This is a genomic window from Escherichia sp. KTE96, assembly GCF_000408525.1.
GTDB lineage: Bacteria > Pseudomonadota > Gammaproteobacteria > Enterobacterales > Enterobacteriaceae > Escherichia > Escherichia marmotae.
On the sequence record NZ_KE137149.1, the window covers coordinates 312,957 to 333,073 of the forward strand.

General features: G+C 51.6%; 18 protein-coding genes. 8 read left to right on the forward strand and 10 right to left on the reverse strand.

From position 1 onward, the window contains the following. Window positions 1-6 precede the first annotated feature (6 nt). A complete protein-coding gene (yigL, locus tag A1WG_RS12755) occupies window positions 7-807 on the forward strand; it encodes a sugar/pyridoxal phosphate phosphatase YigL (RefSeq protein ID WP_000285344.1) in 801 nt (266 codons plus the stop codon). 75 nt (window positions 808-882) lie between these two features. Next, entirely contained in the window at window positions 883-1,782 is a 900-nt protein-coding gene (bioP, locus tag A1WG_RS12750; RefSeq protein WP_001196250.1) for a biotin transporter, read from the forward strand. Here bioP and metR read toward each other — a convergent pair. Continuing rightward, window positions 1,670-2,623 carry an HTH-type transcriptional regulator MetR gene (gene metR / locus A1WG_RS12745; RefSeq protein ID WP_000573631.1) on the reverse strand — a complete coding sequence of 318 codons (954 nt, stop codon included), beginning with the start codon at window positions 2,621-2,623 and terminating at the stop codon, window positions 1,670-1,672. The genes bioP and metR overlap by 113 nt on opposite strands. A gap of 117 nt (window positions 2,624-2,740) precedes the next feature. Between metR and metE the strand changes: the two genes are divergently transcribed. Beyond that, window positions 2,741-5,002, forward strand: coding sequence for a 5-methyltetrahydropteroyltriglutamate--homocysteine S-methyltransferase (gene metE / locus A1WG_RS12740; RefSeq protein ID WP_000153915.1), 2,262 nt, complete (start codon window positions 2,741-2,743; stop codon window positions 5,000-5,002). Between the two features lie 87 nt (window positions 5,003-5,089). On the opposite strand, the gene A1WG_RS12735 is transcribed toward metE, so the two are convergent. The 9 genes from A1WG_RS12735 to A1WG_RS12695 form a co-directional block, all read right to left on the reverse strand. Beyond that, a complete protein-coding gene (locus A1WG_RS12735) occupies window positions 5,090-5,986 on the reverse strand; it encodes a LysR substrate-binding domain-containing protein (RefSeq protein ID WP_001517376.1) in 897 nt (298 codons plus the stop codon). A 77-nt stretch (window positions 5,987-6,063) separates the two neighbouring features. Then, complete coding sequence (locus A1WG_RS12730) at window positions 6,064-7,287, reverse strand: cytosine permease (protein ID WP_001517375.1); 1,224 nt, start codon at window positions 7,285-7,287, stop codon at window positions 6,064-6,066. Window positions 7,288-7,312: 25 nt separating this feature from the next. After that, window positions 7,313-7,702, reverse strand: coding sequence for an allophanate hydrolase-related protein (locus A1WG_RS12725; protein ID WP_001517374.1), 390 nt, complete (start codon window positions 7,700-7,702; stop codon window positions 7,313-7,315). A 16-nt stretch (window positions 7,703-7,718) separates the two neighbouring features. After that, window positions 7,719-8,675 (reverse strand): carbamate kinase, encoded by a 957-nt coding sequence (gene arcC / locus A1WG_RS12720; RefSeq protein ID WP_000240541.1) that lies wholly within the window; start codon window positions 8,673-8,675, stop codon window positions 7,719-7,721. Then, window positions 8,668-10,092, reverse strand: a complete 1,425-nt coding sequence (locus tag A1WG_RS12715) for a YlbE family protein (protein WP_024191923.1) — start codon at window positions 10,090-10,092, stop codon at window positions 8,668-8,670. Before A1WG_RS12715 ends, arcC begins: the two co-directional genes overlap by 8 nt. Beyond that, the gene (gene fdrA, locus A1WG_RS12710; protein WP_001517372.1) at window positions 10,089-11,648 is read right to left on the reverse strand and encodes an acyl-CoA synthetase FdrA; all 1,560 of its coding nucleotides are present in this window, start codon (window positions 11,646-11,648) and stop codon (window positions 10,089-10,091) included. Before fdrA ends, A1WG_RS12715 begins: the two co-directional genes overlap by 4 nt. 94 nt (window positions 11,649-11,742) lie before the next feature. Further along, window positions 11,743-12,603: an oxamate carbamoyltransferase subunit AllH family protein gene (locus tag A1WG_RS12705; RefSeq protein WP_001517371.1), complete on the reverse strand. Its 861-nt coding sequence runs from the start codon at window positions 12,601-12,603 to the stop codon at window positions 11,743-11,745. 5 nt (window positions 12,604-12,608) lie between these two features. Continuing rightward, the gene (locus tag A1WG_RS12700) at window positions 12,609-13,277 is read right to left on the reverse strand and encodes a cysteine hydrolase family protein (protein WP_001517370.1); all 669 of its coding nucleotides are present in this window, start codon (window positions 13,275-13,277) and stop codon (window positions 12,609-12,611) included. A gap of 256 nt (window positions 13,278-13,533) precedes the next feature. Next, complete coding sequence (locus tag A1WG_RS12695; RefSeq protein ID WP_001517369.1) at window positions 13,534-14,343, reverse strand: dienelactone hydrolase family protein; 810 nt, start codon at window positions 14,341-14,343, stop codon at window positions 13,534-13,536. A 261-nt stretch (window positions 14,344-14,604) separates the two neighbouring features. On the opposite strand from A1WG_RS12695, the gene udp reads away from it, so the two are divergent. From udp to ubiB, 5 genes are all read left to right on the forward strand, one after another. Further along, the gene (gene udp, locus A1WG_RS12690; RefSeq protein WP_000045177.1) at window positions 14,605-15,366 is read left to right on the forward strand and encodes a uridine phosphorylase; all 762 of its coding nucleotides are present in this window, start codon (window positions 14,605-14,607) and stop codon (window positions 15,364-15,366) included. Between the two features lie 140 nt (window positions 15,367-15,506). Further along, the gene (rmuC, locus tag A1WG_RS12685; protein ID WP_000347690.1) at window positions 15,507-16,934 is read left to right on the forward strand and encodes a DNA recombination protein RmuC; all 1,428 of its coding nucleotides are present in this window, start codon (window positions 15,507-15,509) and stop codon (window positions 16,932-16,934) included. Window positions 16,935-17,028: 94 nt separating this feature from the next. Further along, window positions 17,029-17,784, forward strand: coding sequence for a bifunctional demethylmenaquinone methyltransferase/2-methoxy-6-polyprenyl-1,4-benzoquinol methylase UbiE (gene ubiE / locus A1WG_RS12680; RefSeq protein WP_000227958.1), 756 nt, complete (start codon window positions 17,029-17,031; stop codon window positions 17,782-17,784). A gap of 13 nt (window positions 17,785-17,797) precedes the next feature. Then, entirely contained in the window at window positions 17,798-18,403 is a 606-nt protein-coding gene (ubiJ, locus tag A1WG_RS12675) for a ubiquinone biosynthesis protein UbiJ (protein ID WP_001116105.1), read from the forward strand. Then, the gene (gene ubiB / locus A1WG_RS12670; RefSeq protein ID WP_001517368.1) at window positions 18,403-20,043 is read left to right on the forward strand and encodes a ubiquinone biosynthesis regulatory protein kinase UbiB; all 1,641 of its coding nucleotides are present in this window, start codon (window positions 18,403-18,405) and stop codon (window positions 20,041-20,043) included. Before ubiJ ends, ubiB begins: the two co-directional genes overlap by 1 nt. The last annotated feature ends 74 nt before the right edge of the window (window positions 20,044-20,117 follow it).

Here is a 20,117-nt window from a genome sequence, read left to right on the forward strand (position 1 = left end):
TTTCTTATGTATCAGGTTGTTGCGTCTGATTTAGATGGTACGTTACTTTCCCCCGACCATACGTTGTCCCCTTACGCCAAAGAAACGCTGAAATTGCTCACTGCGCGCGGTATCAACTTTGTGTTTGCGACCGGTCGCCACCACGTCGATGTGGGGCAAATTCGCGATAATCTGGAGATTAAGTCGTACATGATCACCTCCAATGGCGCGCGCGTTCACGACCTCGATGGCAATCTGATTTTTGCTCATAACCTGGATCATGACATTGCCAGCGATCTGTTTGGCGTGGTCAACGACAACCCGGACATCATTACTAACGTTTATCGTGATGATGAATGGTTTATGAACCGCCACCGCCCGGAAGAGATGCGCTTTTTTAAAGAAGCGGTATTCAAATATGCTCTGTATGAGCCGGGATTGCTGGAGCCGGAAGGCGTCAGCAAAGTATTCTTCACCTGCGATTCTCATGAAAAATTGTTACCACTTGAGCAAGCAATCAATGCTCGCTGGGGCGATCGCGTCAACGTCAGCTTCTCTACCTTAACCTGTCTGGAAGTGATGGCTGGCGGTGTTTCTAAAGGCCATGCGCTGGAAGCGGTGGCGAAGAAACTGGGTTACAGTCTGAAGGATTGCATTGCCTTTGGCGACGGGATGAACGACGCCGAAATGCTGTCGATGGCGGGGAAAGGTTGCATTATGGGCAGCGCGCACCAGCGTCTGAAAGATCTGCATCCGGAACTGGAAGTCATTGGGACTAATGCCGAAGACGCGGTGCCGCATTATCTGCGTAAGCTCTATTTATCGTAATCGTTCTTTATTTGTTCAGTTGTCAACCTGATACTTCGCTACAATGGATACTCGTTAATCAAAGAGTTTTCCATTGTGGCGCTACTAATCATCACCACTATTCTGTGGGCCTTCTCCTTTAGCTTTTACGGCGAGTACCTTGCGGGGCACGTCGACAGCTATTTTTCGGTGCTGGTACGCGTTGGCCTGGCGGCGCTCGTTTTCCTGCCGTTCCTGCGTACCCGAGGCAATAGCCTGAAAACCATTGGCCTGTATATGCTGGTGGGCGCGATGCAGCTTGGCATTATGTATATGCTTAGTTTCCGTGCCTATCTTTACCTGACTGTCTCTGAACTGCTGTTATTTACCGTCCTGACGCCGCTCTACATCACGCTGATTTATGACATCATGAGTAAGCGCCGTCTGCGCTGGGGCTACGCTTTTAGCGCCTTGCTGGCAGTTATTGGTGCCGGGATTATTCGTTACGATCAGGTCACTGACCATTTCTGGACTGGCCTGCTGCTGGTGCAACTCTCCAATATCACTTTCGCGATTGGTATGGTGGGCTATAAACGCCTGATGGAAACCCGCCCGATGCCGCAGCATAACGCCTTTGCGTGGTTCTATCTCGGCGCGTTCCTGGTGGCGGTGATTGCATGGTTCTTGCTGGGCAATACGCAGAAAATGCCGGAAACTACGCTGCAATGGAGCATTCTGGTGTTTCTTGGCGTGGTGGCCTCCGGGATTGGTTACTTTATGTGGAACTACGGCGCGACTCAGGTGGACGCCGGAACGCTGGGTATTATGAATAATATGCATGTTCCGGCAGGGCTGCTGGTTAACCTGGCAATCTGGCACCAACAGCCGCACTGGCCAACGTTTATTACAGGCGCGCTGGTGATCCTGGCCTCACTGTGGGTGCATCGTAAGTGGGTCGCTCCGCGCTCTTCACAAACGGCAGATGATCGCAGGCGTGATTGCGCGTTGAGCGAATAAACGCTTCCGTAACCGGCTGACGCTGCTCGCCATCGCGAACGGCGGCGTACAGTCGGCTCCACAATCCTTCGCCAAGGGTTTTAGTCACTACCAAACCCTGGCGTTCAAAGCTCTCCACCACCCAATGCGGCAGGGCGGCAATACCCATCCGCGCGGCAACCATCTGAATCAACAATAAGGTGTTATCGACGCTTTTCAGTGACGGACTGACGCCTGCGGGCTGAAGAAAATGCCGCCAGACATCCAGTCGGCTACGCTGCACCGGATAAATTAACAGCGTCTCGCTGGCGAGATCTTCCGGCGTGATCCGCGTTTTCGCAGCCAGTGGATGGTCAGGTGCTAACACCAGACGCACTTCATAATCGAACATTGGCGAGTAATGCAGGCCACTGCGCGGCAGAATATCGGATGTCATCACCAGATCCAGCTCGCCCTGTTGCAACGCGGGCTGCGGGTCAAAGGTTACGCCCGATTTAAAATCCGTCTCGACCTGCGGCCAGTTCTTATGAAAGTTTTCTAACGCGGGCGTCAGCCACTGAATACAGCTATGACATTCGATGGCGATACGCAGGCGAGTCTGCTGCGGTTCATTGCAGGCTTGCAGTGCCTGACTGATTTGCGGCAGTACCTGGTTTGCCAGTTGTAACAGGATTTCTCCCTGCGGCGTAAAGCGTAGCGGCTGGCTTTTACGCACAAATAGCCGGAAGCCAAGACGTTGTTCCAGATCGCTAAACTGGTGAGACAGGGCGGATTGCGTCTGATGCAACGTCGCCGCAGCGGCTGCGAGCGAGCCGCAGTTCCGCAACGCTTGTAGCGTTTTCAGGTGTTTTACTTCGATCATGAAAGTCCTTCACTTCGGCATGAATAATTTGCGCTTGAGGAATATACAGTAACCGCCAATTATGGATGTGTAAACATCTGGACGTCTAAATACTAAAAATTCCATAAGGGGCATATAATGACAATTCTTAATCACACCCTCGGTTTTCCTCGCGTTGGCCTGCGTCGCGAGCTGAAAAAAGCACAAGAAAGTTATTGGGCGGGGAACTCCACGCGTGAAGAATTACTGGCGGTGGGGCGTGAATTGCGTGCCCGTCACTGGGATCAACAAAAGCAGGCCGGTATCGACTTGCTGCCGGTGGGCGACTTTGCCTGGTACGATCATGTTCTGACCACCAGCCTGTTGCTGGGTAACGTTCCGGCGCGTCATCAGAACAAAGATGGTTCTGTAGATATCGACACCCTTTTCCGTATTGGTCGTGGACGTGCGCCAACTGGCGAACCTGCGGCGGCGGCGGAAATGACCAAATGGTTTAACACCAACTATCACTACATGGTGCCGGAGTTCGTTAAAGGGCAGCAATTCAAACTGACCTGGACGCAGTTGCTGGATGAAGTGGATGAGGCGCAGGCGCTGGGTCACAAGGTGAAACCTGTGCTACTGGGACCGGTCACCTACCTGTGGCTGGGTAAAGTGAAAGGTGAACAGTTTGATCGCCTGAGTCTGCTGAATGACATTCTGCCGGTTTATCAGCAAGTTCTGGCGGAACTGGCAAAACGTGGCATTGAGTGGGTACAGATCGACGAACCGGCGCTGGTACTGGAACTGCCGCAGGCGTGGCTGGACGCGTATAAACCTGCTTACGATGCACTGCAGGGGCAGGTGAAACTGCTGTTGACCACCTATTTTGAAGGCGTAACACCGAACCTCGACACGATTACTGCGCTGCCTGTTCAGGGTCTGCATGTCGACCTCGTACATGGCAAAGATGATGTAGCAGAACTACACAAGCGCCTGCCTTCTGACTGGCTGCTGTCTGCCGGACTGGTCAATGGTCGTAACGTCTGGCGCGCCGATCTCACCGAGAAATATGCGCAAATTAAGGACATTGTCGGTAAACGTGATTTATGGGTGGCATCTTCCTGCTCACTGCTTCATAGCCCTATCGACCTGAGCGTGGAAACGCGCCTTGATGCAGAAGTGAAAAGCTGGTTTGCCTTCGCCCTGCAAAAATGTCATGAACTGGCACTGCTACGCGATGCGTTGAACAGTGGTGACACGGCAGCTCTGGCAGAGTGGAGCGCACCGATTCAGGCGCGCCGTCACTCAACCCGCGTACATAATCCGGCGGTAGAAAAACGTCTGGCAGCCATTACCGCCCAGGACAGTCAGCGTGCGAATGTCTATGAAGTGCGTGCTGAAGCCCAGCGTGCGCGTTTTAAACTGCCCGCATGGCCGACCACCACGATTGGTTCCTTCCCGCAAACCACGGAAATTCGTACCCTGCGTCTGGATTTCAAAAAGGGCAATCTTGACGCCAACAACTACCGCACGGGTATTGCGGAACATATCAAGCAGGCCATTGTTGAGCAGGAACGTTTGGGATTGGATGTGCTGGTGCACGGCGAAGCTGAACGTAACGACATGGTGGAATACTTTGGCGAGCATCTCGACGGTTTTGTCTTCACACAAAACGGTTGGGTACAGAGCTACGGTTCCCGCTGCGTTAAGCCGCCGATTGTCATTGGTGACGTTAGCCGTCCGGCGCCGATTACCGTTGAGTGGGCAAAGTATGCGCAATCGCTGACTGACAAACCGGTGAAAGGGATGCTGACGGGGCCGGTGACGATTCTCTGCTGGTCGTTCCCGCGTGAAGATGTCAGCCGTGAAACCATCGCTAAACAGATCGCTTTGGCGCTGCGTGATGAAGTGGCGGATCTGGAAGCCGCTGGAATTGGCATCATCCAGATTGACGAACCGGCACTGCGCGAAGGTTTACCGCTGCGTCGCAGCGACTGGGATGCCTATCTCCAGTGGGGCGTAGAGGCCTTCCGTATCAACGCCGCCGTGGCGAAGGATGAAACGCAAATTCACACCCACATGTGTTATTGCGAGTTCAACGACATCATGGATTCGATTGCGGCGCTGGACGCAGACGTCATTACCATTGAAACTTCGCGTTCCGACATGGAGTTGCTGGAGTCGTTTGAAGAGTTTGATTATCCGAATGAAATCGGTCCTGGCGTCTATGACATTCACTCGCCAAACGTACCGAGCGTGGAATGGATTGAATCCCTGCTGAAGAAAGCGGCACAACGTATTCCGGCAGAGCGCCTGTGGGTCAACCCGGACTGCGGCCTGAAAACGCGTGGTTGGCCAGAAACCCGCGCGGCACTGGCGAACATGGTGCAGGCGGCGCAGAATTTGCGTCGGGGGTGATGAGTATTAACGAGTAAATTGCAGTACGATGATGGCTTCCAGCACTGGAAGCCATTTTGCTATATGTGCCTGGTATTAAGTGGATCTTCAGGAGCAGAAAATTAATTGCGGATTTCTTAAATACTCAATGCACCACTGACAGGCTTTGCCCATACCATCGGAACGAGCGGCAAGAAATAACTTGGTGGCGTGTTTATGTTCGCGCATCGGCTTTTTCAGTAATTTACCGCTATTTAATAACGGCAATGCCAGATGATGTGGAATATAACCAATACCGACGTTTTGTTCTATTAAGGCGATTGCCGTAGTGAAGTCAGGAACAAAAATGGGTTTTTGTCCTTCCAGTAGCCAGGCTTGCATCGGGGGGAAATTAACGGAGGTATCGCGGATACAAACCGCCGGATAATGACGCAATTCACTGTTTTCTAATGGATGCCGCTTCGTCGCCAGTGGGTGGAGTGGGCTGACGACAAAATCCCATTCCATTTGTCCGACCGGTTCGCTAATGATGCCTTCACTGCTTGGCACTGCATGAGGAGCACCGTAGACCAGATCGGCACGCTTACTGTACAGCGCATCCCAGCAGCCGTTGTATACCTCAAGATCTACTGTCAGTGTTGTTGATGTGAATTGCCGTTCAAAATCTCGAATGAATGCCACCAGCAAATCACCAGGAATAATATTGTTCACCGCAATTGTCAGTTCACGTTCAATACCATCGTGAATCAGCACTGTGTTGCGCTTTAATGCTTCCAGGTCGCCCAGAATAGTTTTGCTATGTTCGATGAAGTAACTCCCGGCCGGAGATAATTCAATATAGCGTCCCTTACGAATGAACAGTTCAACGCCCAGACTCTCTTCCGCTTTCTTAATGGTGTAGCTGATGGCGGAAGGAACTTTATTTAACTGCTCGGCTGCGGTGGTAATGCTCTGGTGTCTGGCGACCAGATGAATAACACGAAGCGTTTCGTCTGAGATGAACATAAGGCTCCCTGGTCAGTGGTAAAGTGGCTGAATCACTCCAGATTCAGCCGTAATCATTGCTTGAGTATACCCAGGAATTAGCGGTGTTGACTTACCCGACTGAGAATCGCATACGCGATGCATGCCACCAGAATAGAGTCCACCGAAGGGATCGTCGTCAGGGTGAATAAGCCTTTTACCGTCATAAAGCCAACCGCAGCGCCTATGATCCAGGCTGCGAATGTCAGCACTTTAATCTGTGACTCCTGGGCTAATACTGACTCTTGATAGCCATTACGGCGATAAAGGAAAAAGTCAGCGATATAAATTCCGGCAACGGGTGGCGTGGCGATACCGAGGAACAGCAGAAACGGAATAAACCACGCCATAATATCCAGACTGCCTACGATGGCGGAAAGGATACCCAGCGCCACGGTAATCTGCCATTTTGGAAAGCGGGTAAGCAGCGTGGAAACCACCAGCGTGCCCTGGAACATATTGCCCGCGTTACCGGTGACGCAGGCGAAAATCAATAACAGCGCCGCGGGCAGAACCGCACCGAATACCGCCATTGCACCCAGTAAAGATCCCTGACCGCTAATGGCGCTCGGCGTTGCACCCGCCCAGTAGAGCAGAGGGTAGGCAACCAGAAACGTCACGCCTGCGGCAATCAGCGCATGTTTGCGGTTATGCACAAAGCTACCGAAATCAGGCAGTGTGGCAACCAGTACAATAATCGTACCAACAACGGTGGAAACGGCGACACCCGTATTCATCTCCACTATCGCTGCTGGTGCTACTACTTCGGTATGGGTTGCCACATAGAGGATGTAACACAGCACCAGCGCGATAACCGGCACGGCAATCTGGGCAATTTTTCCCAGAACGGCAAAACCAAATGCCGTAGAGGCGACAAAAATGACACAACCAAGCGCCACTAACAGTGCCAGTGGAACTTCCAGCCCATGCTGGGCCAGTAAGTCATGTACCGAATGACCAAACATATTGGCGGTAACGGCAATCCAGCCGAACAGACTTATCGCCATCAAAATGTTAATGGCAATGGCCCCTTTTTCGCCAAACGAATATTTCACAATGCCATACGTTGGCAGGCGGGCTTTTTCTCCAACGCTAATGGTGATGGTAGAAAGTAAGGTCAGAATGACGCCGCCTAACAATACGACGCTAATTAAACTGCCGCTGGAAAGTTGATTGCCGAGGCTTGAGGATGACAACAGCACAGGTGTGACGGCAATACCCAGCAAAATCATGGCAATACGCAATCCTGATGCCGTATTCAGATTCTCTTCTTTTTTACGCATAGTATGTTCCCTTTATAAATGCGCGTTACACAGTATGAAAATGCCCGGTGTATTTGCGCCAGCTACCCAGTTCTGTAATTTCCCGTTGGCCTTCCGTCAGCCAGTTTTCTGCCAGTACGCCCAGCACTTCGCTACCATCGGCAAGTTTGATTTTGCCAATTGCCAGTCCGGCAGGTTCGCTCATTAATAGAGCGGCAAAACTGGCCAGTGGCAGTTGCCAAATTTCTACGTCGACGTGTGTTCCCCCTTCATTCACGCGAATCATTCCCGGATGGCGATCGTCAATACTCCACAACCGGTAATGGGCGTCAGTTCGGTCTTCACGGACAAAAATGCCGCCCGCTTTTTGCATATTTGGGTTGAGTTCCAGGCCGCGCATCAGCGTTCCGTTAACGGCTAAAAGTGTTGTAGTCATTGAGTTCTCCAGAGAATTAAAGGGTTATCCATGTGCCGCTCTGATGCGAAAGGGCTGCTTTTATGGTTTGCGGTGAAGTAATCAGGCCGCTGGCCTGTTTGCCTTGTTGCAGGCTGGTATTGATGAAATCAACAATGGCTTCCACTTTTGGTTGCATACTGCCGATACCAAATTGACCTTCCCGCAACAGCGTTTGTGCTTCGGCAACGCTGATAGCATCGAGCCACTGTTGTTGTGGTGTACCAAAGTTAATCGCCACTTTTTCTACACCGGTGGGGATCACCAGTAGATCCGCGGCCAACTGACTGGCGAGCAGCGCGGAGGCCAGATCTTTATCGATCACAGCTTCCACACCTTTCAGTTGTTGCCCGTCTCGCACCACCGGAATACCACCACCGCCGCAGGCAATGACCAGATATCCCTGGCGCACCAGATGAGCGATGGTGCCATGTTCAATAATTTCCAGTGGCGCAGGAGAGGGAACCGTACGCCGCCATCCGCGCCCGGCATCCTCCATCAGAGTCCAGCCGAGTTGTTGTTGGCGTTGTTGAGCCGTTACTTCATCGAGAAATGCGCCAATCGGTTTACTGGGGCTGGTGAAAGCATCGTCATGTGGGTTGACTCGCGTTTGTGTCACCAGCGCAATTACCGGTTTGTTTATGCCACGGCGAGCCAGTTCGTTATGCAGTGCCTTCTGGAACATGTAGCCAATAGCACCTTGTGTATCACCCACGGCGTAATCAAGCGGAACCGGAGAAACTTCGTTACTGGCAAGTTCTGAGCGGCGCAGAATAAAGCCCACCTGCGGCCCATTACCGTGGGTTAGCACCAGATCCCATCCGGCTTCAACCATATCAACGATATGCTGCACGCTTTCCATCACTGCAACATATTGATCGGGGATACTATTGTGCTGATCGTCTTGGATGAGCGCATTGCCGCCAACCGCGACAACAGCCAGAGGCTTAACCATGATGATTCTCCTTTGCGACGATCTCAGCCAGTGCACGTACAGCGGCGACAAAACAGGCCATTGGCGCAGTGGTGATCCCGGCACCAATTTGCCCGACCCCCGCTTGTTTGTGGGCGATACCCGTATTGATGACCGGTAAAATGCCGCGGTCGGTCACTTTACGCGCATCAATCCCTGCTGCGGTGGGGGCAAAATTGAGAGCCGGAAGTGTAAATGCGGGATTGCCGCCGAGGGTGATTGCCTGCATCCGGCGGCTGTTATTGGTGGCATCGGCAGGGGTGCCTCCCACAAATTTGACGATCGCCGGAGATGACGCCATCGCGAAGCCACCCACACCTGCGGTTTCGGTAATTGCGCTATCGCCCAGGTCAGCAGCGGCGTCGTCAACGCCAAATCCGGGGAAGAACAGACCTTCAACTGCATTGGCGGGAGCCTGGAACCAGCGATCGCCAGTACCGGAAAGCCGAATACCAAAATTCACCCCGTTACGCGCCATTACCGTAACTATTGAACTGAACGGTACATTGGCGGCGGCATCCATCATCGCTTTGCAGGCAGCCATCGACAGATTAAGGAAGAAGTGATCGTTACTGGTGATAAATGCCACGGCGCGCTGGATATGTTCTTGTGGAAGAGAGCTGGCCAGCAATGCCGGAAGAAGACGCTTAATCAGCAAACCGGTAGCAGCGGCATTGCGATTATGAACTTCATCCCCCATATGCAGCGCCTGCGCCATTAATGGCTTGAGTTCCAGCTCGCCGTGTTGTGCGATTGCTGCTTTCATTGCCGGAGCCAGCTCATCGCGCATCCAGGCCAGACGATTGAGAACTTCGTCGTTATTGGCACCAAAACGGAGAACCTTACCCAGACCTTCATTGAAATTGCTAAAAGTACGGTGGCCGTTGGTTTTGTTTTCTACCACCCATAACGGCATTGACGGGCTGATGATGCCTGCCATTGGGCCAACCGCGTGATAATGATGACAAGGGGCAAGGTCGATATCGCCTGCGGTTATCTGGTTTTCTGCATCTTGCTGGTTGGTGGCCCAACCTTCGTACAGCATGGCACCAATAATCGCTCCTTTTACCGGACCACACATCTCTTCCCAGGCAATCGGCGGACCAGAGTGCAAAATACGTTTTTGTTCAGCCATTGCTGGAATGGCCTCTTTAGCGAGCATGACATCCACCAGCACAGGTTGTGCTTCGAGATAACGTGTCATGGCGATTTGGTTGGCATTTTCTACCAGTGGATGACGTAGCAACGATGCCAGATCCAATCCAGCGTCAATATCGCCTTGTGCTGGTGGCTGCCAGTTGAGGGCAATTGCGCTTCCCCCGGCGTGTTGAATATTGTCAGCAAAACTGTGTAGTCCCGCGTTCACGACCTTCAAAGGCTGATTAAATAAGGTGTTCATGCGTTTAGCCCCTTTTTCTGCAACTGAGTCTGCGCAACGGTGCTGGCCCATAGCGCCGCCTGTGCATTACTGCCGGCGATGATGACGCCTGCGTTTTGCAGCGCACTTATCTGTTGGCTGCGTACTTGTGGATCAGCTTCTGTTCCGCAAACGTGCGCAATCAGCAACGGTGCGTTATTCATGTTGATGTGTGAAAGTTGCTCCAGTAATTCGCTGGCAGGCATAGCGGAAGCGCCATAACCAAGTACCAGGTCGAATAACACGACGGCAGTGTGTGAGTCGTTGAGTTCGTTGAGCAGACGTTGATTGCGCAGAGTCGGGTCGATCATTGGATGCGGTTTGCCACGGGTGAAATCATCGTCGCCCATATCGATCAGCGTGTGTTCTTCGCTTTGCCAGATATTTGCCAGTGTGCGATTACCCGCAACTGGCGTATTGGAGGCTGCGCTGAATCCCTTTTGTTGGCAGATAAGTTGCGCTTCGTAACAGAAGGTTCCTCCGGCGAAAACTCCGCGTATCGCCTGGCGATGGGCTGACAGATGTTGGCTGGCGTGTTCTAACATTGCGAGGTCGGCAGAGGAAACCTCTGTCTCAACAGCCGGAAGAGGCTGAGCATTTAGCAACGCCACGGCGATATCCGCAGCGCTGGCCAGCGTGGTGGCAGCGGTGATATTGGGGCGTGCCAGATCGTGCGGATTTGCACCGAGGAAATTCACTACCACGGGTTTTCCACAAGCCTCGGCACGCTCCAGAATATTTTGGGCAACGATGGGTGACGGCGGTTTTGAAATCAGCACAATCACGCGCGTTTCATCATCTTGCGCCAGTGCATCTAAAGCAAAGAGCATCGATATTCCACCAATCTCTTCACGGAGATCATGCCCACCTGTTCCCAGAGCCTGAGAAATGCCTGCTCCGAGCCGGTCGATTCGGCAAGTCACTTCCTGTAACCCGGTGCCGGATGCACCGATAACACCAATTGCTCCGCGTTTCACCACATTGGCGAAGCCTAACGGAATTCCGTTAACAATGGCGGTTCCACAGTCCGGCCCCATTACGATGCGCTGACGTTCCCGGGCTAGAGTTTTGATGGATTTTTCCTGCTCGATACTGACGTTATCGCTGAACATCATCACGTTCATTCCGAGGTTTAACGCTTTAATCGCTTCGGCGGCGGCGTAGTCTCCCGGTACAGAAATGAGAGCCAGGTTGGCTTCGGGTTCGGCTTCCAGTGCCATTTCCAGACTGACCTTTTCCGGTGTTTTAATGCCACTATCCGTTTCATCATCAGGCTTGCTGGTCAGACGTTGTTGGGCCAGCACCAGTGCTTCATTGCAAATCTCTTCTTCACCCATAACCGCGATCACTAAATCATTGGGGCTGGCGTTGATTTCGTCGCCCAGACCCGCATCGCGCAATTGTTCGAGATTATTGGGCGTTCCCATGACGACCGAGGCCTGTTGAATACCGGGCAACTTGCTGATTTGCGCGGAAATCTGCATCAGAGACACTGAGTCCTGATAAAGATTGCTGAAAACTTTATATTTAACTTTCATGCTGTTATGCCTGTTTCATTCCGCCCGATAGCAAAATTCGGGCAAAGCATCCCCGTGTAGCGCCATAAACGGGCTACGGGAGAAAAGGTTGAAATCAATTCATGGTGTTCAGGGTTCGAAAGCCATGCAGCATTCCTGCAAGGCAGTCCACTCCTGACGTTGCGCCAAATTGCATGACCCGTTCAGCATAAGATGCGATGGTCATTGCCGATGCGCCCCCAACCAGTTGTGCGAGTAACTGGCAAATCGGTTCTGAAAAATGTCCCTGAAGTGCACGCTCCAGATAATGACGACTAATATCCGTGGTGTTGTGTGCATGTTGGTTAATTGCCTGCTGCAACCGGTATTGATGATCGGCAAGTGGTGCAGGTAGTTGCCATAACCAGAGCGCCGCCAGATAGCCCAGCAAATAGTCATCACCATCGGGCGTTAAGCCTTTGCCAAAGCCGATCAGTTGTGGCACTTGGCGTTCCAGCGCATCTGGATGTTCCATAATCTCTAATCCCTCGTGCATGAGGCTATCCGGCAGGTGCAATGTGCTTTGAACGTTATGCTCCAGACAAAATAAAAGCCGTTGCGATGCCATTGTTGGGTAGTGCTGTAAAACCAAAGGGAACGCCTCAAGTGTCAACATTCCCCCCACAAATGGCGGCTGCCAGAGTGTTGTGTTATGAAGCACCACGTAAAAGCGAGGTGTTTGTAGCAAGCCAGGGGTTAACTGAACAGGATCTGAACGGGCGATCTCTCTTCGCCAGTCCCAACGCTCAGGCAGGATGACTCTGGCGGCATCAGGGAGATTCAGATACGTTTGCGCACACAGCAGGGTGATGAATGTTCCCGCTTCTGAAGACAGATTTACCGCATGCTTAAAAGCACTATGCAGACGTAAATTTTGCGTTTCATTCCGCGGAAAAAGATACCCCAACGACGATGCGCAAAGCGTAACCTGTACCATCGGTGTTAGCCTTCCAGACCTGCAATAATGGCTTTGGAATCAGTTACCCAACCGAAAATGGCACCTTGTGCTTTGATCATTTCCAGGGCGTATTTCTGGAATTCCGGGAAATAGGAGCCAACACAATCTTCCGGGATGATGCATTCATAGCCACGGTCATTTGCTTCGCGCACGGTGGTGGTTACGCAAACTTCGGTAGTCACACCACAAACAATCAGCGTCTTGATACCGTGGTTTTGCAAAATCAGATGTAAGTCGGTTTGATAAAAAGCGCCTTTGCCAGGTTTATCAATCACCGGTTCGCCTGCTACCGGGTACAGTTCAGGAATGATGTCATGACCTGCTTCACCTCTGACCAGAATGCGTCCCATCGGTCCTGGTTCACCAATAAAGGTTTTACCACCGCGTGTCAGTTTGGCTGGTGGGCAGTCGCTTAAGTCAGCGCGATGGCCTTCACGGGTATGAATAACCATAATTCCTTTCTGACGTGCGGCTGCCAGCACCTCTGTACATGGCGCGATAGCCGTGCGAACCAGCGAAACATCATTACCCAATGCCTCACCGAAGCCTCCTGCCTCGACAAAGTCACGCTGCATGTCGATCATGACCAGTGCAGTCGTACACGGATCAAAAGGTAATTCAAAGGGTTGGGCCTGAAAAATGGATTGCGTCATGGTAAATCTCCTGTCTGATGTTTAAACGATCCGGTTGTTCTGAGAGCGAGTATTCAGGAGAAAAGCGGTATAAAACAGGAAAAAAGTTTGCCGCACAGCAACGAAATTTTTGCATTCAGCAGGTGGTGTGATGACGAATGTGAAGGGGGTCAAATAGTGGCATACAGCAACAAATTTTTTGATGCTGTATGTTTTTGAGATTAAAAAAATCGTTGAAATTGTGTGAGCTTAATCATCAGATTTAGCGGCAATGGCGTTACTTTTTAACACCATACTGCGTAAACCATTCCAGCATTCGCTGCCAGCCGTCTTGCGCAGACTCGGCATGATAGCTCGGGCGATAATCGGCGTTGAATGCATGTCCGGCATCCGGGTAAACGATAATCTCCGCTTTCGTGTTCGCTGCCCGCAGCGCCTGGCGCATGGTTTCAACGCTCTCCTGCGGAATGCTGTTATCCTGACCGCCGTACAACCCGAGAACCGGGGCATTAAGGTCAGTCGCGATATCAACAGGCTGTTTCGGTGAATTTAATGTTTTGTCGCCCGTCAGTTTGCCATACCACGCCACCGCCGCTTTCAGTTGCGGGTTATGTGCGGCATACAGCCAGGCGATTCGCCCACCCCAGCAAAATCCAGTGATCATTAAGCGATGCACATCACCGCCATTGCGTGACGCCCAACTGGCGACGTGATCGAGATCGGCAAGCACCTGTGAGTCAGGTACTTTTGCTACCAGACCACTTAATAGCGTCGGGATGTCGGTGAAATCATTCGGATCGCCTTCGCGGAAGTAAAGCTCTGGTGCGATAGCCAGATACCCCTCCAGCGCCAGACGGCGACAAATGTCGCGGATATGTTCATGCACACCAAAAATTTCCTGCACTACAATGACCACAGGTAGTGGGCCATCGCTCTGCTTTGGACGAGCATGATAAGCAGGCATGTTATCCCCTTGTGAAGGGATAGAGGTGAACCCTGCCACAATCGTATCGTCCGGGGTATGAACAATTGTTGAGGCGAGGGGTGATGCAGCAGGTGCAAATCCGGATTGTTGTGTTGTTGTCATGGGATTCTCCGTACCCTTATGAAAATTTTGCGCAATGTTAACTATAGTCAGCGTGCAACAATTCACATTGCCTCAAATGGCTCATCTTTTAAGCAGCCTTACTGACTTAAGAGCAAATTATGTGATTTAAGTCACTTTTGATGAGTAAATGTATGCAACACATTTGCATCATAGTGATGATTATCACGAAAAAATGTTAATCCCTTCGGTAAAGTATCTTTTTGCTTCTTCTGACTAAACCGATTCACAGAGGAGTTGTATATGTCCAAGTCTGATGTTTTTCATCTCGGCCTCACTAAAAACGATTTACAAGGGGCTACGCTAGCCATCGTTCCTGGCGACCCGGATCGTGTGGAAAAGATCGCCGCGCTAATGGATAAGCCGGTTAAACTGGCATCTCACCGCGAATTCACCACCTGGCGTGCAGAGCTGGATGGTAAACCTGTTATCGTTTGTTCTACCGGTATCGGTGGTCCGTCGACTTCTATTGCCGTTGAAGAACTGGCACAGCTTGGCATTCGCACTTTCCTGCGTATCGGTACGACTGGCGCTATTCAGCCGCATATTAATGTTGGTGATGTACTGGTTACTACGGCGTCTGTTCGTCTGGATGGCGCGAGCCTGCATTTCGCACCGCTGGAATTCCCGGCAGTGGCTGATTTCGAATGTACTACCGCGCTGGTTGAAGCAGCGAAGTCTATTGGTGCAACCACTCACGTGGGTGTGACTGCCTCTTCTGACACTTTCTACCCGGGCCAGGAACGTTACGACACTTATTCTGGCCGTGTAGTCCGTCACTTTAAAGGCTCTATGGAAGAGTGGCAGGCGATGGGCGTAATGAACTATGAGATGGAATCTGCAACTCTGCTGACCATGTGTGCAAGCCAGGGCCTGCGTGCCGGTATGGTAGCTGGCGTTATTGTTAACCGCACCCAGCAAGAGATCCCGAATGCTGAGACGATGAAACAAACCGAAAGCCATGCGGTGAAAATCGTGGTGGAAGCGGCGCGTCGTCTGCTGTAATTCTCTTCTCCTGTCTGAAGGCCGATACGTTCGGCCTTTTGTATTTTTGCGTAGCGCCTCGCAGGAAATGCCTTTCCAACTGGACGTTTGTACAGCACAATTCTATTTTGTGCGGGTAAGTTGTTGCGTCAGGAGGCTTTGTGGATTTCTCAATCATTGTTTATGCCATTATTGCACTGGTCAGTGTGGCCATCGGCTGGCTGTTTGCCAGTTATCAACATGCACAGCAAAAAGCCGAGCAACTAGCCGAACGTGAAGAGATGGTTGCGGAGTTAAGTGCGGCAAAACAACAAATTACCCAAAGTGAGCACTGGCGTGAAGAGTGTGAACTACTCAATAACGAAGTGCGCAGCCTGCAAAGTATTAACACCTCGCTGGAGGCCGATCTGCGTGAAGTGACCACGCGGATGGAGGCCGCACAGCAACATGCTGACGATAAAATTCGCCAGATGATCAACAGCGAACAGCGTTTAAGCGAGCAGTTTGAAAACCTCGCTAACCGTATTTTTGAACACAGCAATCGCCGGGTTGATGAACAAAATCGCCAGAGTCTGAACAGCCTTTTGTCGCCGCTGCGTGAACAACTGGATGGTTTTCGCCGTCAGGTTCAGGACAGTTTTGGTAAAGAAGCACAAGAACGCCATACCCTGACCCACGAAATTCGCAATCTCCAACAACTCAACGCCCAAATGGCCCAGGAAGCAATCAACCTGACACGGGCGCTAAAAGGCGACAATAAAACCCAGGGTAACTGGGGCGAAGTGGTATTAACGCGAGTACTGGAGGCTTCCGGGTTGCGTGAGGGGTATGAATATGAAACCCAGGTCAGCATCGAGAATGACGCCCGCTCGCGGATGCAACCAGATGTCATCGTGCGCTTACCACAGGGGAAAGATGTGGTTATCGACGCCAAAATGACGCTGGTCGCGTATGAACGCTACTTCAATGCGGAAGACGACTACACCCGCGAAAGCGCATTGCAGGAACATATCGCGTCGGTGCGTAACCATATCCGCTTGTTGGGGCGTAAAGATTATCAGCAGCTTCCGGGGCTAAGAACCCTAGATTACGTGCTGATGTTTATCCCCGTCGAACCGGCATTCTTACTAGCGCTGGACAGGCAGCCGGAGCTAATCACCGAAGCGTTGAAAAACAATATTATGCTGGTTAGCCCCACCACGCTGCTGGTGGCGTTGCGTACTATCGCCAACCTGTGGCGTTATGAGCATCAAAGCCGTAACGCTCAGCAAATCGCTGATCGTGCCAGCAAGCTGTACGACAAAATGCGCCTGTTTGTTGATGATATGTCTGCGATTGGTCAAAGTCTGGATAAAGCGCAGGATAACTATCGCCAGGCGATGAAAAAACTTTCTTCAGGTCGCGGAAATGTGCTGGCGCAGGCAGAAGCGTTTCGTGGTTTAGGGGTAGAAATTAAACGCGAGATTAATCCGGATTTGGCCGATCAGGCGGTAAGCCAGGACGAAGAGTACCGATTGCGGTCGGTTCCGGAGCAGCCGAATGGTGAAGCTTATCAACGTGATGATGAATATAATCAGCAATCGCGTTAGCCCATTAGGGGTAGCTAAGCCGGGTAGAAATCTAGGGCAACGACGCCCAATCTGTTACACTTCTGGAACAATTTTTTGATGAGCAGGCATTGAGATGGTGGATAAGTCACAAGAAACGACGCACTTTGGTTTTCAGACCGTCGCGAAGGAACAAAAAGCGGACATGGTCGCCCACGTTTTCCATTCCGTGGCATCGAAATACGATGTCATGAACGATTTGATGTCCTTTGGTATTCATCGTTTGTGGAAGCGATTCACGATCGATTGTAGCGGCGTACGCCGTGGGCAGACCGTGCTGGATCTGGCTGGCGGCACTGGCGATCTGACGGCGAAATTCTCCCGCCTGGTCGGTGAAACTGGCAAAGTGGTCCTCGCTGATATCAATGAATCCATGCTCAAAATGGGGCGCGAGAAGCTGCGTAATATCGGCGTGATTGGCAACGTTGAGTATGTTCAGGCAAATGCCGAGGCTCTACCGTTCCCGGATAACACCTTTGATTGCATCACCATTTCGTTTGGTCTGCGTAACGTCACTGACAAAGATAAAGCGCTGCGTTCGATGTATCGCGTGCTGAAACCCGGCGGTCGTCTGCTGGTGCTTGAGTTCTCGAAGCCGATTATCGAGCCGCTAAGCAAAGCTTATGACGCTTACTCCTTCCATGTGTTGCCGCGTATTGGCTCGCTGGTGGCGAATGACGCCGACAGCTACCGTTATCTGGCAGAATCCATCCGTATGCATCCCGATCAGGATACCCTGAAAGCCATGATGCAAGATGCCGGATTCGAAAGTGTCGATTATTACAACCTGACGGCTGGCGTTGTGGCGCTGCACCGTGGTTATAAGTTCTGACAGGAGTACGACTATGCCTTTTAAACCTTTAGTGACGGCAGGAATAGAAAGTCTGCTCAACACCTTCCTGTATCGCTCACCCGCGCTGAAAACTGCCCGCTCGCGTCTGTTGGGCAAAGTATTGCGCATAGAGGTAAAAGGCTTTTCGACCTCGCTGATTTTGGTATTTAGCGAACGTCAGGTCGATGTTCTGGGAGAATGGGCGGGTGATGCTGATTGCACTGTCATTGCTTATGCCAGCGTGTTACCGAAACTCCGCGATCGCCAGCAGCTTGCCGCGTTAATCCGCAGCGGCGAGCTGGAAGTGCAGGGCGATATTCAGGTAGTACAGAACTTCGTTGCACTGGCAGATCTCGCGGAGTTTGACCCAGCGGAGCTGCTGGCTCCTTATACTGGTGATATCGCTGCCGAAGGCATCAGCAAAGCCCTGCGTGGTGGCGCAAAGTTCCTGCATCACGGTATTAAACGCCAGCAACGTTATGTGGCTGAAGCAATTACCGAAGAGTGGCGTATGGCGCCAGGTCCGCTTGAAGTGGCCTGGTTTGCGGAAGAGACAGCCGCCGTTGAACGTGCCGTTGATGCGCTAACCAAACGGCTGGAAAAACTGGAGGCAGTTTAATGACGCCAGGTGAAGTACGGCGCCTGTATTTCATCATTCGCACTTTTTTAAGCTACGGACTTGATGAACTGATTCCTAAAATGCGTATCACTTTGCCGCTGCGGTTATGGCGATACTCATTGTTCTGGATGCCGAATCGGCATAAAGATAAACCATTAGGCGAGCGGCTACGACTGGCGCTGCAAGAACTGGGTCCTGTATGGATCAAGTTTGGGCAGATGTTATCGACCCGCCGCGATCTTTTCCCGCCGAATATTGCCGACCAACTGGCGTTATTGCAGGACAAAGTCGCACCGTTTGATGGCAAACTGGCGAAAGCACAAATTGAAGCGGCGATGGGCGGCTTGCCGGTGGAAGTGTGGTTTGATGATTTTGACATTACGCCCCTGGCATCGGCTTCCGTTGCGCAGGTACATACTGCGCGGCTGAAATCGAATGGCAAAGAGGTGGTGATTAAAGTTATCCGCCCGGATATTTTGCCGGTTATTAAAGCGGACCTGAAACTTATTTATCGTCTCGCCCGCTGGGTGCCGCGCTTACTGCCGGATGGACGTCGTCTGCGCCCAACTGAAGTGGTACGCGAGTACGAGAAAACGTTGATCGACGAACTGAATTTGTTGCGGGAATCCGCTAACGCAATCCAGTTGCGGCGCAATTTTGAAAACAGCCCGATGCTCTACATTCCGGAAGTTTACCCTGACTATTGCAGCGAAGGGATGATGGTGATGGAGCGCATCTACGGCATTCCGGTTTCTGATGTCGCGGCGCTGGAGAAAAACGGCACCAACATGAAATTGCTGGCGGAACGCGGCGTGCAGGTGTTTTTTACTCAGGTCTTCCGTGACAGTTTTTTCCATGCCGACATGCACCCAGGCAACATCTTCGTAAGCTTCGAACACCCGGAAAACCCGAAGTATATCGGTATTGATTGCGGGATTGTTGGCTCGCTAAACAAAGAAGATAAACGCTATCTGGCGGAAAACTTTATCGCCTTCTTTAACCGTGACTATCGCAAAGTGGCGGAGTTGCACGTTGATTCAGGCTGGGTGCCGCCAGATACCAACGTGGAAGATTTTGAATTTGCCATTCGTACCGTGTGCGAGCCTATCTTTGAAAAACCGCTGGCGGAAATTTCGTTTGGACATGTGCTGTTAAATCTGTTTAATACGGCGCGTCGATTCAACATGGAAGTGCAGCCGCAACTGGTGTTACTTCAGAAAACGTTGCTCTATATCGAAGGCGTTGGACGGCAACTTTATCCACAGCTCGATTTATGGAAAACTGCAAAACCCTTCCTTGAATCGTGGATTAAAGATCAGGTTGGTATTCCTGCGCTGGTGAGAGCCTTTAAGGAAAAAGCGCCGTTCTGGATCGAAAAAATGCCAGAACTGCCTGAATTGGTTTATGACAGTTTGCGCCAGGGCAAGTATTTACAGCACAGTGTTGATAAGATTGCGCGCGAGTTACAGTCGAATCATGTGCGTCAGGGACAATCCCGTTATTTTCTCGGAATTGGTGCGACATTAGTATTAAGTGGCACATTCTTGTTGGTCAGCCGACCTGAATTTGGGTTGATGCCCGCCTGGTTAATGGCGGGGGGGCTGAGCGCCTGGTTTGTCGGTTGGCGCAAAACACGCTGATTTTTTCATCGCTCAAGGCGGGCCGTGTAACGTATAATGCGGCCTTGTTTAATCATCATCTACCACAGAGGAAC